The following is a 14,385-nucleotide window of genomic DNA, read 5'->3' on the forward strand; positions in this document are numbered from 1 at the left end:
AGGGGTAGTTTGAGATCCCCGGTGCTGTTTACGTTTAATTTAATATTTTTGTTTTTAGCTGCAGCGACAGCCGGTTTTTTTCTATGGCTCGGCGATACATTTTACGTCATAGTCGCAGCAATCGGCATGCTGAGTGCTCTGCTTGGCGTCTACCAGACGGGAAGAAAAAAGCCAGGCAATAAAAAGAAATCAAAAGAAAAATCAGGAGGAGAATCATGAACACAAATGCAGCCGTAAAATTCTTTTATTGGTTTGAAGGGTTTATTGTAGTGCTCAGTCTTATTCTTGGTGTTTTTTTTATCATCTCCGGAGAATGGCTGTGGAGTATGGTCATGGTCATTATTGCGATGTCCTGTGTCGTTACGCTCATAATGATATCAAAAGCATTAAAAAAACAGCAGTGGTGAAGCTGGAAAAAAGAATAGTAGGAGGCAGACCGTTATGCCGACGTTTGCAAGAACAGCATTAATTGTAGGAGGCGTGGCTTCAATAGGAATGCTTGCAATTGTGCTTTTCTATTGGCCCCGTCTTCCCTACATTGTGCCCCAGTTTTTCGATGCCACCGGAGACCCAAACGAATATGCTGCAAAGTATTATTTATTTGTGCCGCCGCTGGCACTGGTCGCTATATGGATCGGGGCATATTTTTCTCTCCGCTATCCGGGGTGGTTCCGCCTGCCGGTGCGAATGAATGAGCATCAAATAGAAGTGTTTAAGCGTGAAGGCCAGATCCTTATTTCCGTACTGCTCGTGGAGCTGTCGCTCGGATTTGTTTATGTGCAGTGGCAGACCGTTCGCACAGCCCTGAATGAAAGCGAAGGACTCGGGTGGTTTTTCCCTTCGTTTTTCCTTATTTGTTTAATTGGAACCGCTGTTTATTTTACATGGAGAACAATCATTTTGTGGGGCAAAGCTTCAAACCAACGTTCTTCATCATAATAGACTGCCATCCGGCAGCGTACTGAGGGATGCCTAATGGAACAAGCACGTATACTGATTGTTGAAGATGAAGAAAAAATTGCGCGGGTGCTTGAGCTTGAGCTCACCTATGAAAATTATTATGTTCAGAAGGCCTCTGACGGTCTCGAAGGGTTAGCTGTGTATCAGGCAGAGCCGTGGGATTTAATTATTCTGGATATTATGCTTCCCGGGATCAGCGGGATTGAACTGCTGCGGCGGATAAGGAGCCAGAACACAAAAACGGCGGTTCTGCTTGTGACTGCTAAAGATTCCGTAGAGGATAAAGTTTCCGGACTCGATCTCGGGGCCAATGATTATATTACAAAGCCATTCCAGATCGAAGAACTGCTTGCCCGCGTCCGTTCGTCGCTCCGCTTTCAGGCGGAATCGGCTTTAAAAGGTGAAGCAGAAGAGGAGCAGTGGCTCTCGGCAGGCGAGGTACGGCTGAATGAGTCGGCCCGGGAAGTATACGCCGGGGGGAAACCAGTGGAGTTGACCCGCAGAGAGTTTGACCTGCTTTACTATCTGTTGAAAAACAAAAAGCAGGTGCTGTCCCGGGACCAGATTTTAGAGCAGGTATGGGGCTTTGATTACATCGGGGAAACCAACGTGGTTGATGTCTACATTCGTTATTTGCGCAACAAGATTGATAAACCGTTTGGTACCACACATATTCAGACTGTCCGCGGCGTCGGCTATGTTGTGAAGGATTCGCCATGAAGCTTGGAAACAAGATTCATTTATATACATCGGTGCTTGTGTTTATCATAGTCGTTCTTTTAGTATTTGCCATTTATTTTTCCTTTTCCCGGATGATGATCGGAAGTGAAGTGGAACAGACGGTAGAAGAAGCAAGACAGACAGCATCTACGTTCAATGAATCCGCAGACAATTTTTCGGCTGAACAGCTGCTGAGGGCCTATGCCCCGACGGAGGGGATGGTCAGTATTGTGCTGCAGGACGATTCCCGGGCTGCAACGGTGACCTCTCCGGCTGAAGGAAGCTTAACGGAGGAGTCCGTGCAGTACTATTCGGAAGAGTACGTTCAGGTGGCCCAATACCACGGCGAACGGTACGCCTTTGTGTCAGTGCCGGTGATATGGACAAACGGGCAGGTGGCAAATATTCAGATTACTGACAGTCTTCGTCCGACAGAAGAAACGCTGGCAGTGCTCCGCGTCATCCTGATTATTGCCACCATCGCAGCTGTTATCCCGGTATTTCTCTCGGCCCGTCTATTAAGAAGAGTGATTCTGCGGCCAATTGCAGCACTTTCAGCAACAATGCAGGATATTCAAACAAGCGGCAGATTCAAACGGATTCCTACGTCGTCGAAGTCAAAGGATGAAATTGAACAGCTCGGGGATACATTTAATGAAATGATTGAACGGCTCGAAGATAACTACCACAAGCAGGAACAGTTTGTATCAAATGCGTCGCATGAATTAAAAACGCCGTTGACGGTCATTGAATCATACGCCAGTCTTCTTCAGCGAAGAGGCGCTTCCAGGCCCGAGATTATCGAAGAATCGGTAGAGGCGATTCATTCTGAGGCAATACGGATGAGGGAATTAACTCAACAGCTTCTGCTGCTCGCCCGCCATAGTGAAAAAGCAAACATGCACATGACAGAGGTGGATTTAAAAGTGGTAACAGCAGACGCTGTCCAAAACTACCGCAGCAGCTACCACCGGGAAATTAATTTTTCCGGAAAGACGGCAATCATTCAGACTGACGCTGATAAAGTGAAGCAGCTCTTGTACATTCTGCTCGATAACGCCAGAAAGTACAGCAGTGACGTTATAGATGTGAAAATCGAAACGGAAGATACCCCGGTTATCGCTGTAATTGACCGTGGTATCGGGATTCCGGAGAAAGACACTGAACGCGTCTTTGAACGTTTTTACCGGGTCGACGAGTCAAGAACACGATCCAGCGGAGGCTACGGGCTTGGTTTATCGCTTGCCAAGGATATCACGGAAGCACTCGGAGCAGGTATTACGATAGAAAGTACTTATGGCCAGGGTACGGAAGTGCGGCTCATTTTTCCAGAGAATGCTGGTTAGGCTCCCTGTTCTCATCGTTTTCTCAGAATGAGCGGTTACAATGGTGATAATAGAGAGGGGGGCAGCTGTGAACAAAGTTATCGTTTTTTTCGTGCTGCTGGCCGGCCTCGGAGCCGCCGCTTTTGGAATCTGGTGGTTTTCGTCTTATTTCACCCCGGAAATGTCGCCGGAGGAAATTGAACAGGCTGTGCAGGAGCAGTATCAGGGGGAGATCACCAATATTGAAAAACAAGACGGCGCCTATGAGGTAACGGCTGAGCTTGACCGGGGGACGTACCGGCTGGGGGTGGACGCTGGAAACGGGGCGGTCACAAGCGTCACACGGATAGCCGAAAACAGCACAAATAATACAGAAGTACTGACAGAAGAAGAAGTTCGGACCCGGGCGCAGGAGGAAACTGATTTAACTATTGAGGAAATCGGGCGGGACACACGGGAAGGCACGGCTGTATATGTAGTGGAATTTACAGAGGGTGAAGCATTGGAAGAACTGATCATTGACGCCAGGTCAGGAGATGTTTTAGAAGAAAAGGAACAGGGAGACCGCGAAGACCCCCCTGAGACAGTGTTAAGTGAACAGGAGGCTGCAGAGGTAGCCGGGGAAGAGATAGACGGCGAGGTTGATGATGTTGATTTTGAAACCTCTGACGCTGGAGAACCGTTTTACTACGTGGAGATCGAGCAGGAGGACGAAGAAGCTACGGTGCAGGTACACGGTATTACCGGGGAAATATTATCAGTCACCTGGGATGATTAAAATGGCAGAGGCTGCCTGGATTATTCCGGGTGGCTTTTTTTTATTTGTATGCTTTTTATAAGCTATTTATGTATTTCTCATCAATTTCTCATTTTCCTATAGGGAGATTCTCATATCAGAGCTTTATAGTAAGGGTGTAACAACAAATAAAGGGGGAAATGACCATGAAGGGAAAAATGATTGCTGGCAGTCTGGCGGGGGTCACAGCACTTGGAGCCGTAATTGGCGCAGGAGTTTATGCTTCTGGAGGCGTGGAGGCGGAAACGTCCTCCGTTCCATCTTCTGAAGAAACAGCCGCAGGAAGCAAGGAAAGTAACAGCGCCGGAAATGATAAGGAAAAAATCACCGCTGATGAAGCTGTAATGATTGCTGAAAAGGAAACAAATGGTAAAGCGGTGGAGCTGCAGTTGGATATGGAAGACCAGAAGTATGATATAGAGGTTGAAGGAGAGCAGGAATATGATGTTGAAGTAGCTGCATTCTCCGGCGACGTGATTCAAAAAGAAAATGAAGGCGACAAGGAAAATGAAGAGCCGCTGGTTCAGGACGGGGACAGTGTTAGTTTAGAGGATATTGTGGCTTCGGGGATGGGTGAAGTGTCCGGAGAACTAAACGAATGGGAGCTCGACCGTGAAAAAAGTGGTTATGAGCTCTCGATAGAAACGAATGAACAGGAAGGCGATTTCTTCATAAATGATGCAGACGGTACGATCGCTTCCAAAGATATTGAAAAAGAACATGACGACAACGATGATGACAGAGACGACAACGATGATGATTAAAAACTAAGAAAAGCAGACGATTGGGATCCGAAAGGAGTCTTGCAGGAATGGCACTACTGAGGGAAAAGGTGCTGAATTCGCAGCTGCACCGGGCAAAACACATCCTATGGAATGAATGGCATCAGGAAAAGCGGCCGGGAGTCTGCCCAGGACTTAGAATAGGAGCGCGCGCGCCGGGATTCTCACTGCCCGGCATGAACGGAGAAAACGTTACGTTAAACCAGCTCCTCCTCCAGGGGCCGGTAGTGCTTCTGTTCTGCTTTGGCGGGTGGATACATGCAGAAACAGAACGGCTGCGGAGCTACCAGGAAGCTTCCCCCTTGCTGAGGCAGATGGGTGCCCAGGTCGTAGTCGCTGCTGGTGAGCAGGTATCCGCGCTGCAGGAGGAGCTGAAGCATATATCTTTTACGGGAAAAATGCTTGCAGATACAAATGCTGTGGCAGCCTCCTGGTATAATGCGTGCATTTCCTGCCGGGATTATCTGCTTCAGGACGTTCCGGAGGTTAAAGCAGCTCTGCGAAAGACCGGCTATTATTCGTATTGTCCTGCAGATATAACCTATATCATTGATCAGGACGGCACGGTGGCAGCCTCTGTCTGGGAAGCGGCCCGTCCGGATCCCTACTGGATCGTTAACGAGCTTGTGCAATTGAAGGAACGGTAAAACACCGCCTGAAAAGGTGATGAAATATGGAAAGGCAGTCCGCGCAGGTGCGGGCTGCTTTTGTTTGCACTCTGTGCGCTGCCGCTTTTGCTGTAAGCTGAAAGTATCAAGAATTTACCGAAAATTATTCTGCCGCAAACAATTGCCGGGGAAATTTTATATCTGTATGTAGTATTGCAGTCCTTCGATGGTTTTTATAAACGACTAGATATAGAAGGAGGTCTTACTTACTGAAATTTTTTCTGTCAGAAAATGTGCACAATTATAAGGGTAGAATCGCGGAGTATAAGGAAGTATGGCAGAGATTTTAATTGTCAAGAGAATAAAACGAAAAATATCTATATCATGTATGTTGAAAAAGAAGATTACACCATATATAGTAGTGGTATAAGAAAGATATACAGAAGTTCGTACATTTTAGAAATAAAGGAGGGGATTCGGTGATACCGATCATTTTTGATTCTATGACGGGCAACGTGAAGCGTTTTGCAGAAAAAATCCCGTTTGACCGGGTGTACAGTCTGAATGAAGCGGAGCAAATCGATGAACCGTTTATCCTTATCACCTATACGAAGGGATTTGGAAATATCCCGGAATCCACAGAAGCGTTTCTTGAAGACCATGCAGAGCAGCTTCTTGCGGTGGCTTCGAGTGGAAACAAAGTATGGGGAGACAATTTTGCCAAAAGCGCCAACCAGATTGCAGTTAACTACAACGTTCCTATACTTCATAAATTTGAACTGAGCGGAACCAAAAACGATGTGTCCATTTTCGCAGAGGAGGCGATGAAAGTTGCAACAAACACAAACCACCGACTGGATCCAGTTAAACAATGAAATCATGTTCCAAAAGGACGGGTCCTTTCAATTTGAAAAAGACAAAGAAGCCGTTTATCAATACTTCATTCAATACGTCAACCAGCACACTGTTTTCTTTCACGATCTGAAAGAAAAGCTCGACTATCTGCTTGAAAATGACTTTTATGAAAAAGAATTCCTCGAGGCGTATTCATTTGAAGAAATTGAGCGCGTCTACAATCTGTGCTATGAAAAGAAATTCCGTTTTCCGTCATTCATGAGCGCGTTTAAATTTTACAATGATTATGCGCTGAAAACCAATGATCAGAAAATGATCCTTGAGCGCTTTGAAGACCGGGTGGCTGTCGTGGCCCTTTATTTCGGCAATGGAAATGCAGAGAAAGCGGAGCACTTTGCAGAAATGATGATGAGCCAGGATTACCAGCCAAGCACCCCGACGTTCCTGAATGCCGGCAGAAAACGGCGCGGAGAATTAGTCAGCTGCTTCCTGCTTGAGGTGAACGACTCTTTAAATGACATCTCGCGGGCTGTTGATATTTCCATGCAGCTGTCCAAGGTAGGCGGCGGTGTATCGCTGAACCTATCGAAGCTCCGGGCGAAGGGCGAAGCCATTAAAGACGTGGAAAACGCCACAAAAGGCGTCGTCGGCGTAATGAAGCTGCTCGACAATGCTTTTCGTTACGCGGACCAGATGGGACAGCGCCAGGGCTCCGGCGCGGCATATTTAAACATTTTTCACCGGGATATTCACGACTTCCTGGATTCCAAGAAAATTTCGGCTGATGAGGATGTGCGTGTTAAAACATTGTCGATCGGGGTCGTGATTCCGGATAAGTTCGTTGAACTGGCCCGCCAGGATAAAGACATGTACCTGTTCTATCCGCATACCGTTTACCGGGCGTACGGCGAACATCTTGACGAGATGGATATGAGCGAAATGTACGATAAGCTCGTCGAGGACGAGCGCGTGAAAAAGGACAAGGTCAACGCCCGCCGCATGCTTGAAAAGCTGGCAATTCTCCGGTCTGAATCCGGGTATCCGTACCTGATGTTCCAGGATAACGTGAACCGCGCGCATGCGTTGAACAACGTGTCCAAAGTGAAATTTTCCAACCTTTGCTCTGAAGTGCTTCAGGCGTCTGAGGTATCAAGCTATACGGATTACGGCGAGGAAGACGAAGTTGGACTTGATATTTCCTGTAACCTTGGCTCGTTGAACATTGCCAATGTCATGAAGCACAAAACAATCAAGGATACAGTGAAGCTCGCCACCGATTCGTTGACTCACGTAGCGACGCACACCAACATTACGAATGCTCCGGCTGTGCGCCGCGGCAACCAGATGATGAAATCCATCGGTCTCGGGGCGATGAACCTGCACGGCTTCCTGGCGCAGAACCATATCGCCTACGAAAGCGAAGAAGCACGGGAATTCGCTGATTTCTTCTTTATGGCTGTGAACTTCTATTCCATCCAGCGTTCGATGGAGCTTGCTAAAGAGACAGGGGAAACGTTCTACGGATTCGAAGGCTCCAGCTATGCAGACGGCTCCTACTTTGATAAGTACCTGAACCGTTCCTACCTTCCGTCCTCGGCTAAAATTGCCGGCCTGTTTGAAGGCATGGCCATGCCGGACGCGGAAGACTGGAAAGAGCTGATGGAGCAGGTGCAGACGCACGGATTGTTCCACAGCTACCGCCTGGCGATCGCACCGACCGGCTCCATTTCCTATGTCCAGTCGGCCACCGCTTCTGTTATGCCGATCATGGAGCGCATTGAAGAACGGACGTACGGCAACTCGAAAACGTATTACCCAATGCCGGGTCTCGCTCCGGATAACTGGTTCTTCTACAAAGCAGCGTATGACATGGATATGTTCAACGTGGTGGATATGATCGCAGCTATTCAGGAACACATCGATCAGGGCATCAGCTTTACTCTCTTTGTACGTGACACCATCACTACAAGAGATCTGAACCGTATTGATCTTTACGCCCACTATAAAGGCATCAAGACGATTTACTACGCACGGACAAAAGACACAGGACAGGACGACTGCCTTTCCTGCGTCGTGTAAAGAAAGGAGCACCACCCATGAATCAAATATTTGACGCAGCCGACTGGTCAAAACAAGACGACGACTTTACGCAGATGTTTTACAGCCAGAACGTAAAACAATTCTGGCTTCCAGAGGAAATATCACTCAACGGGGATCTGCTGACCTGGAAGTATTTATCCGATGAAGAAAAAGACACGTATATGAAGGTGCTCGCCGGTTTGACCCTGCTCGATACAGAGCAGGGAAATGTCGGTATGCCAAAGGTTGCTGAGCAGGTGGAAGGCCACCAGCGCAAAGCAGTATTAAACTTTATGGCAATGATGGAAAACGCGGTGCACGCGAAATCCTATTCGAACATTTTCATGACGCTTGCTTCTACAGAAGTAATTAATGAACTGTTTGAATGGGTGAAGGAAAATCCGCACCTGCAGAAAAAAGCTACCCGTATTGTGGAGCAGTACAATAAAATCGAGGACGGGGACGAAATTTCTCTGTACAAAGCCATGGTGGCTTCCGTTTACCTTGAAAGCTTTCTGTTCTACAGCGGCTTTTATTATCCGCTTTATTTCTACGGCCAGGGCAAGCTCATGCAGAGCGGGGAGATCATTAACCTGATTATCCGCGACGAAGCGATTCACGGCGTGTACGTTGGTCTTCTGGCACAGGAAATTTACAAGCGCCAGACACCGGAAAAGCAGGAAGAGCTGCGGGAATTCGCCCACGACCTGCTCATGGAGCTGTACGATAATGAACTGCTTTATACGGAGCAGCTTTATGATCCGGTAGGACTGACCTCCGACGTGAAAAAGTTCCTTCGGTACAATGCGAACAAAGCATTGATGAACCTGGGACTGGATGCGTATTTTGAAGAGGAAGAAATTAACCCGATTGTATTAAACGGCATGGATACGAAAACAAAATCCCATGATTTCTTCTCGATGAAAGGAAACGGCTACAAAAAAGCAACGGTGGAGCCGGTCCGGGACGAAGATTTCATTTTTGATTAACAAAAAAGCCGGGCATCTGCCTGGCTTTTTTAATGTGTATTAAAAAAAGTTCCGCTATAATAAAACACAGATGAACATCACAAAGAGGTGAACAATATGGGAAAAATGGATGAAATGATTGTAGTGGCACCAAGAGAGCAGGTTTTTGCACGCGAAGCACGCACGTTTCACGGGGTGCAGGACGAGCAGGGGCAGATTCAGGAAATTCTTGGAACGATTGCAGATACATATACGGAAAAAAGAAGAGGGGACGCCGAAGAAGATCCGTCCTGGAAACAGCCGATCCCCTACGTGGTGATCCGCAGGGGGGAAGAGTTATTTGCGTATGAACGGCTGGCCGGCGGAGGAGAAGGAAGGCTGCATAACAAATTGTCCCTAGGGTTCGGAGGGCATATGAATGCCGAAGCAGGCGTTTCGACATTTCAGGAACTGCTGCATACAAATGCCGATCGTGAACTTGAAGAAGAGCTGCATATTTCTTCTCTGGAAGGAGCGGAAATGCAGGCACTTGGATTGATTAATGATGACAATAACGCCGTCGGTGAAGTACATCTCGGCATTTTGTACACGTTTGTTCTTCCGGAGCACGTGGACGTGAAGGTGAAGGAAACAGAGCAGATCCGCGGTTTCTGGACGAGCGTGGATGAGCTTTCCCAGCCGGAGACCTATGAACGGCTCGAGACATGGTCGCAATTTGTTGTAGATATCCTGGATAAATAAACAAGAAGCTGTTTCCCTTTCCCGGAAACAGCTTCTTGTTTTACTTATCGTTTAACTGCTGCAGGGCGTCAAGGCCTATTGTCACTGCTTCACTCATGGACTCGCCGCCGCCAAAAGCTGCTGCGACACCCATATATTCCTTGATTTCATCCTCTGAGCACCCATGATGCAGGCACTGATCCATATGGTAAACAATACATGTCGTATCACCCTGATGAACGCCGATAGCAAGTGCCGTTAAATGCTTCTGGGCGGTCGAAACCTCTCCGCCTTCAAAGGCACTCGACGTAAAACGATTGTAATTTTTTGCGATTTCCTGATAGGATTCACTGAATTGCTCTATGCCACGGCGGTATTCGCTTAATATTTCTTTGGCGTTGATAACTGCCATAATTGTTCACTCCTTTTTAGTATACTGAAAGAAGCATTCCCGGTTCTAACAAATTCAAACAGGGCAGACGTGAACAGCCTATGAATATAAAAAATCTCTGCCGGGCTCCGGCAGAGATTTATTTTAGTAATATTTGGAGAAAAAGTCACTAACCTGACCCGGGGTTTTAGCGTCTGCGCTGTGCAGATGGCCGATTTTTTCCCCGTTTTGGAATACAAGAATACTAGGTATGCCCATTACTTCCTGTTCGCTTGTAATGTCTGGCAGCTGTTCGGTATCAATCTTATGAAACGGGACGCCGTCAAAACGGTTCAGTACATCGTCCATGAACATATCGAGTCTCCGGCAGTCCGGACACCAGCCAGCTGAAAATTCTACTGCCACCGGTGTTTCTGTTTGTATAGTCTCCTCAAAAGAGTCTTTGGATTCAATGCGATTATTCGCGGTCATTATTCATTCGCTCCTTTCATGCTGCTCTCTATTGTAACAAAGGCATAAAAATGTGCAAAAAAATAATGGGAATAATGTTTCAACTGGAAAACCCTGTTAGAATAAACATATACATACTTAACGTCAACTGTATTAAGCTTTTGATGGGAGGAGGATCTGTGATGCGTCTATTCCAAAGGATGGCAGCAGTGGCAGCAGCTGGCATGCTGCTGTTTGCATCTGCCTGTGGAAACGAGGCAGAGGGAGCAGAACAATGGATCACGGAGCTTGAAAGCAACGGGCTTTCCATGCAGAAGACAGACGAAAATCCTGCAGCCCCGGTATCAATGAACCAGGAAAGCAGGGTGTGGGTGGAAGACAGCACGGAAACGAAAGTAGCGGTTTATGAATTCGATTCCCAGGAAGCGGCTGCAGAGGCAGAAGAACAATTTCAGCAGGAAGTGACTGAAAATGGGGGATGGGAAAACATTTCCTACCGGACGGCCGTTTCAGGATCTATGTTTTTATACACCTACAATGAAGATTCCTATGCTTTCTCGGCCTTCATGGATAAAGTATCACTTCCATCCTAAAAGCTAAAAGCATGTGAAAAGCCAGTCTGCCTGAAAAGGCGGGCCGGTTTTTTTGATTATAAAAATTTATTGAAGAAGCAGTGGCTTCGTCCGAAGAACAATAAAAAATAGTCACGTGCCTGATGATGGCATGTGACTATTTTTTGCTTACAGCGATAACCAAAAGAGCGATGGAAATAATCAAAAATGCCGTAAATGAAAGAAAAGGGATAGTAATGAACCCGAGCCACTGCGCGGATTGATCGGAGCAGGAAACCGTCCCGGTGCATTCCGTTGCATGCTGCAGCACCGGAAGCTTCTGATACAGGTAATGGTAACCAGCAAGCAGCATGCCGGGGACTGCAAGAGGAAGCGCATACCATATGACCTGTCGCTCCCCGCGAAATACAGCAATGCCTAAAATAACGGCGAGCGGGTACATAAGAATGCGCTGGTACCAGCAAAGCTCGCATGGGGTGTACCCTAAAATTTCGCTGAACGATAAGCTGCCGAGCGTCGCGATAATGGCCACCAGCCAGGCCGTACTTAACCAACGTTCCATAGACGCTATTCCCCTGCCTCTTCTTCAATCATGTCGAGCAGCTCCTGGTAGCTGTCACCTTCAAACAATTCTCCGTTCACAAATACGGAAGGTGTGCTGTTTACACCAAGGTCTCCGGCCATGGAACGGTCATTCTCCACGTTTTCTTCATAGGTGCCGTTTTCAAAAGCATCGACCACTGTTGTTACTTCTTCTTCGGAAGCAGTCTGCTGGAGCAGCTCCGTCAGACGCTCCTGGTCAAAGTAGCTGCCGCTTTCGTTCTGCGGCTGATTGGCAAACAACGTATCATGGAAATTCCAGAAGGCTTCATCCCCGAGTTCACCGTAGACGGCTTCACTGAATTCTGCCGCTGTCGTGGAATCTTCACTTAGAAATGGGTAATGCACGTAATGGAAAGTGGCATCGCCGGAATCGATAAACTGGGATTCGATTTCAGGAACAACAGATTCATGAAAATTTTTACACGCTGGGCATTTATAGTCCCCGAATTCAACGACCGTTACCGGGGCCTCCTCGTCCCCTTTAAGCGGCTGGCCGCTTGTATCAAGATTTTCTCCGCTGCCCCCGCCGGAATTATTACTGCTGCCGCCGCTGAAATTCCCGACAAGAATAATAGCGAGCAAAATCACAGCTATAACGGCTACAATGGCTGCAAATGTACGGCCCGAACTCGGCCTTGGTTTTTTGGACATAGGGTACTCCTTTCGTGCCTGTGCTGTATATGTATCAAACGTAGAATTCAGTACCTTCATAATTTACCATAAATTGTTGGAAACTCAAGAGTCCGTAAAAAAACTACTAAAAAGAAAGAGAACTGCCTGAAGAGGCAGCTCCCGTAAAATTTATAAATCTGCGTCTGTAACTGCACCTTTAGCACTGGAAGAAACGAGTTTGGCGTATTTGGCAAGAGCTCCGCGTTTTTCCGGAAGGTCCGGCGCCTGCCAGGCGTTCCGGCGTCTTTCAAACTCTTCGTCGGAAATGTGGAGGTTGATCTCCTGCGTGTCACTGTCAATGGAGATAGTGTCGCCGTTCTCAAGCAGGCCGATCGGTCCACCAGCGCTTGCTTCAGGCGCTACGTGCCCAATAACGAAGCCGTGCGATCCGCCGGAAAAGCGACCGTCTGTCATAAGAGCTACCTTACCGCCGAGGCCGCGGCCGACGATCATGGAAGTAACAGAAAGCATCTCCGGCATGCCCGGGCCGCCCTGTGGGCCGACGTAACGGATAACGAGCACGTCACCCTCAACAATGTCCCCGTCCATGATGGCCTTTGTGGCCGATTCTTCGCTGTTAAATACTTTTACTGTACCCTCGAACCGGCTGATCTTCTGGCCGGACAGCTTGATCACAGAGCCTTCCGGTGCGACGTTTCCTTTTAAAACGACAAGCGGGCCGGTTTTTTTGAACGGTTCAGCCAGAGGGCGGATAACTTCCTGTCCCTCCTTTAGGGAAGGTACAGCGTCAAGGTTTTCTGCAAGCGTCTTGCTCGTTACCGTAAGGCAGTCGCCGTGCAGCAGTCCTTCCTCATGGAGAAGCTTCATGACTGCCGGCACCCCGCCAATTTCATAAAGGTCCTGCATGACATACTTGCCACTCGGTTTCAGGTCGGCAATATGCGGCACGTTCTGGCGGACGCGCTCAAAATCGTCATAGGACAGATCCACGTCTGCCGAATGAGCAATTGCGAGAAGGTGTAAAAACGCGTTAGTGGAGCCGCCAAGCGCCATAACAACCGTAATGGCATTTTCGAACGCCTTTTTCGTCATAATATCCTTTGGAAGGATATTATTTTCAAGCAGCTCGATGGTTAATTCCCCGGCCTGCCTGCACTCGGTTTCTTTGTATTCGTAAATCGCAGGCGTGGAGGAAGAGCCGGGAATGCTCATGCCAAGCGCTTCTACCGCAGCAGCCATCGTGTTGGCTGTATACATACCACCACAGGCACCGGCGCCCGGGCAGGCGTTGCATTCCACCTGGTGAAGCTCTTCGTCGCTGATCTGGCCGGTCTGGTGCTGGCCGACAGCCTCGAAGGAAGAAACAAGATCGATGTCTTTGCCGTCTAGTTTGCCTGGTTGAATAGTTCCACCATAAACATACACGGAAGGAATGTTCATACGGGCCAGGGAAATGAGACAACCTGGCGTCGTTTTGTCACAGCCTCCGATCGCTACGACGCTGTCTAAACGTTCTGCGTTGGTGACAGTTTCAATCGAGTCTGCGATAATTTCACGGCTTGGAAGAGAGTAATGCATTCCTTCGTGGCCCATTGAAATGCCATCTGATACGGTAATCGTGTTGAAAATAAGCGGAGCGCCTCCGTTGGCAGAAGCTCCCTGCTTTGCGTGGCGTGCAAGATTGTCGATATGTACGTTACACGGAGTAACCTCGCTCCACGTACTTGCAATGCCGATCATCGGTTTTTTAAAATCATCGTCCGTAAAGCCGACGGCACGAAGCATCGCCCGGTTTGGAGCCCGGTTCGCTCCCTCGCTGATGACTTTACTGCGGTTGCGTAAATCTTTTTCTGTTTTTCCCATCGCTATGACCCTCTCTCATGAAGTTTCGTCGCAGACAATGTGCATGACGGTTCGCGTGCT

18 protein-coding genes are annotated in these 14,385 nt (G+C 48.0%); 13 read left to right on the forward strand and 5 right to left on the reverse strand.

Annotated features, from left to right (window positions below; genetic code table 11):
- Positions 1 to 9 precede the first annotated feature (9 nt).
- The 12 genes from Q0757_RS04635 to Q0757_RS04690 all read left to right on the forward strand — a co-directional run bounded on the left by Q0757_RS04635 (position 10) and on the right by Q0757_RS04690 (position 9,834).
- Entirely contained in the window at positions 10 to 219 is a 210-nt protein-coding gene (locus tag Q0757_RS04635) for a hypothetical protein (RefSeq protein WP_298785203.1), read from the forward strand.
- Positions 216 to 407 carry a hypothetical protein gene (locus tag Q0757_RS04640; RefSeq protein ID WP_298785204.1) on the forward strand — a complete coding sequence of 64 codons (192 nt, stop codon included), beginning with the start codon at positions 216 to 218 and terminating at the stop codon, positions 405 to 407. The genes Q0757_RS04635 and Q0757_RS04640 overlap by 4 nt, the downstream gene beginning before the upstream one ends.
- Before the next feature lie 34 nt (positions 408 to 441).
- Positions 442 to 939 (forward strand): DUF1648 domain-containing protein, encoded by a 498-nt coding sequence (locus Q0757_RS04645; RefSeq protein WP_298785205.1) that lies wholly within the window; start codon positions 442 to 444, stop codon positions 937 to 939.
- 36 nt (positions 940 to 975) lie between these two features.
- A complete protein-coding gene (locus tag Q0757_RS04650; RefSeq protein ID WP_298785207.1) occupies positions 976 to 1,680 on the forward strand; it encodes a response regulator transcription factor in 705 nt (234 codons plus the stop codon).
- Entirely contained in the window at positions 1,677 to 3,026 is a 1,350-nt protein-coding gene (locus Q0757_RS04655) for a cell wall metabolism sensor histidine kinase WalK (RefSeq protein WP_298785208.1), read from the forward strand. The genes Q0757_RS04650 and Q0757_RS04655 overlap by 4 nt, the downstream gene beginning before the upstream one ends.
- A gap of 67 nt (positions 3,027 to 3,093) precedes the next feature.
- Positions 3,094 to 3,783: a PepSY domain-containing protein gene (locus Q0757_RS04660; RefSeq protein ID WP_298785209.1), complete on the forward strand. Its 690-nt coding sequence runs from the start codon at positions 3,094 to 3,096 to the stop codon at positions 3,781 to 3,783.
- 164 nt (positions 3,784 to 3,947) lie between these two features.
- A complete protein-coding gene (locus Q0757_RS04665) occupies positions 3,948 to 4,565 on the forward strand; it encodes a PepSY domain-containing protein (protein WP_298785210.1) in 618 nt (205 codons plus the stop codon).
- Positions 4,566 to 4,612: 47 nt separating this feature from the next.
- A complete protein-coding gene (locus Q0757_RS04670) occupies positions 4,613 to 5,230 on the forward strand; it encodes a redoxin domain-containing protein (protein ID WP_298785211.1) in 618 nt (205 codons plus the stop codon).
- A 440-nt stretch (positions 5,231 to 5,670) separates the two neighbouring features.
- Positions 5,671 to 6,066, forward strand: coding sequence for a class Ib ribonucleoside-diphosphate reductase assembly flavoprotein NrdI (gene nrdI / locus Q0757_RS04675; RefSeq protein ID WP_079475518.1), 396 nt, complete (start codon positions 5,671 to 5,673; stop codon positions 6,064 to 6,066).
- 4 nt (positions 6,067 to 6,070) lie between these two features.
- On the forward strand, positions 6,071 to 8,125 hold the full coding sequence (gene nrdE, locus Q0757_RS04680; protein ID WP_298785392.1) for a class 1b ribonucleoside-diphosphate reductase subunit alpha: 2,055 nt from the start codon (positions 6,071 to 6,073) through the stop codon (positions 8,123 to 8,125).
- Between the two features lie 17 nt (positions 8,126 to 8,142).
- A complete protein-coding gene (gene nrdF, locus Q0757_RS04685; protein ID WP_022793907.1) occupies positions 8,143 to 9,114 on the forward strand; it encodes a class 1b ribonucleoside-diphosphate reductase subunit beta in 972 nt (323 codons plus the stop codon).
- A gap of 96 nt (positions 9,115 to 9,210) precedes the next feature.
- Positions 9,211 to 9,834 (forward strand): hypothetical protein, encoded by a 624-nt coding sequence (locus Q0757_RS04690; RefSeq protein WP_298785212.1) that lies wholly within the window; start codon positions 9,211 to 9,213, stop codon positions 9,832 to 9,834.
- 40 nt (positions 9,835 to 9,874) lie between these two features.
- Here Q0757_RS04690 and Q0757_RS04695 read toward each other — a convergent pair whose 3' ends face one another.
- Positions 9,875 to 10,225 carry a carboxymuconolactone decarboxylase family protein gene (locus Q0757_RS04695; protein ID WP_298785213.1) on the reverse strand — a complete coding sequence of 117 codons (351 nt, stop codon included), beginning with the start codon at positions 10,223 to 10,225 and terminating at the stop codon, positions 9,875 to 9,877.
- Between the two features lie 123 nt (positions 10,226 to 10,348).
- Positions 10,349 to 10,675 (reverse strand): thioredoxin family protein, encoded by a 327-nt coding sequence (locus Q0757_RS04700; RefSeq protein ID WP_298785214.1) that lies wholly within the window; start codon positions 10,673 to 10,675, stop codon positions 10,349 to 10,351.
- A gap of 161 nt (positions 10,676 to 10,836) precedes the next feature.
- Here Q0757_RS04700 and Q0757_RS04705 point away from each other — a divergent pair, with 161 nt between their 5' ends.
- Positions 10,837 to 11,247 (forward strand): hypothetical protein, encoded by a 411-nt coding sequence (locus Q0757_RS04705; protein ID WP_298785215.1) that lies wholly within the window; start codon positions 10,837 to 10,839, stop codon positions 11,245 to 11,247.
- Positions 11,248 to 11,383: 136 nt separating this feature from the next.
- On the opposite strand, the gene Q0757_RS04710 is transcribed toward Q0757_RS04705, so the two are convergent.
- From Q0757_RS04710 to ilvD, 3 genes are all read right to left on the reverse strand, one after another.
- Positions 11,384 to 11,788, reverse strand: a complete 405-nt coding sequence (locus Q0757_RS04710) for a disulfide oxidoreductase (RefSeq protein ID WP_298785216.1) — start codon at positions 11,786 to 11,788, stop codon at positions 11,384 to 11,386.
- 5 nt (positions 11,789 to 11,793) lie between these two features.
- Positions 11,794 to 12,480: a DsbA family protein gene (locus Q0757_RS04715; protein ID WP_298785217.1), complete on the reverse strand. Its 687-nt coding sequence runs from the start codon at positions 12,478 to 12,480 to the stop codon at positions 11,794 to 11,796.
- A gap of 150 nt (positions 12,481 to 12,630) precedes the next feature.
- Positions 12,631 to 14,325 (reverse strand): dihydroxy-acid dehydratase, encoded by a 1,695-nt coding sequence (gene ilvD, locus Q0757_RS04720; RefSeq protein WP_298785218.1) that lies wholly within the window; start codon positions 14,323 to 14,325, stop codon positions 12,631 to 12,633.
- Between the last annotated feature and the right edge of the window lie 60 nt (positions 14,326 to 14,385).

It is taken from the genome of uncultured Marinococcus sp. (genome assembly GCF_947493875.1).
Classification (GTDB): Bacteria; Bacillota; Bacilli; order Bacillales; family Marinococcaceae; genus Marinococcus.

What these genes read in the sequence shown, in the direction of transcription:
- Q0757_RS04640 (WP_298785204.1), top strand. Translation starts at nt 216, where the DNA reads ATGAACACAAATGCAGCCGTAAAATTCTTTTATTGGTTTGAAGGGTTT.
- Q0757_RS04645 (WP_298785205.1), top strand. Translation starts at nt 442, where the DNA reads ATGCCGACGTTTGCAAGAACAGCATTAATTGTAGGAGGCGTGGCTTCA.
- Q0757_RS04650 (WP_298785207.1), top strand. Translation starts at nt 976, where the DNA reads ATGGAACAAGCACGTATACTGATTGTTGAAGATGAAGAAAAAATTGCG.
- Q0757_RS04655 (WP_298785208.1), top strand. Translation starts at nt 1,677, where the DNA reads ATGAAGCTTGGAAACAAGATTCATTTATATACATCGGTGCTTGTGTTT.
- Q0757_RS04665 (WP_298785210.1), top strand. Translation starts at nt 3,948, where the DNA reads ATGAAGGGAAAAATGATTGCTGGCAGTCTGGCGGGGGTCACAGCACTT.
- Q0757_RS04670 (WP_298785211.1), top strand. Translation starts at nt 4,613, where the DNA reads ATGGCACTACTGAGGGAAAAGGTGCTGAATTCGCAGCTGCACCGGGCA.
- nrdE (WP_298785392.1), top strand. Translation starts at nt 6,071, where the DNA reads ATGTTCCAAAAGGACGGGTCCTTTCAATTTGAAAAAGACAAAGAAGCC.
- nrdF (WP_022793907.1), top strand. Translation starts at nt 8,143, where the DNA reads ATGAATCAAATATTTGACGCAGCCGACTGGTCAAAACAAGACGACGAC.
- Q0757_RS04690 (WP_298785212.1), top strand. Translation starts at nt 9,211, where the DNA reads ATGGGAAAAATGGATGAAATGATTGTAGTGGCACCAAGAGAGCAGGTT.
- Q0757_RS04695 (WP_298785213.1), bottom strand. Translation starts at nt 10,225, where the DNA reads ATGGCAGTTATCAACGCCAAAGAAATATTAAGCGAATACCGCCGTGGC.
- Q0757_RS04700 (WP_298785214.1), bottom strand. Translation starts at nt 10,675, where the DNA reads ATGACCGCGAATAATCGCATTGAATCCAAAGACTCTTTTGAGGAGACT.
- Q0757_RS04705 (WP_298785215.1), top strand. Translation starts at nt 10,837, where the DNA reads ATGCGTCTATTCCAAAGGATGGCAGCAGTGGCAGCAGCTGGCATGCTG.
- Q0757_RS04710 (WP_298785216.1), bottom strand. Translation starts at nt 11,788, where the DNA reads ATGGAACGTTGGTTAAGTACGGCCTGGCTGGTGGCCATTATCGCGACG.
- Q0757_RS04715 (WP_298785217.1), bottom strand. Translation starts at nt 12,480, where the DNA reads ATGTCCAAAAAACCAAGGCCGAGTTCGGGCCGTACATTTGCAGCCATT.
- ilvD (WP_298785218.1), bottom strand. Translation starts at nt 14,325, where the DNA reads ATGGGAAAAACAGAAAAAGATTTACGCAACCGCAGTAAAGTCATCAGC.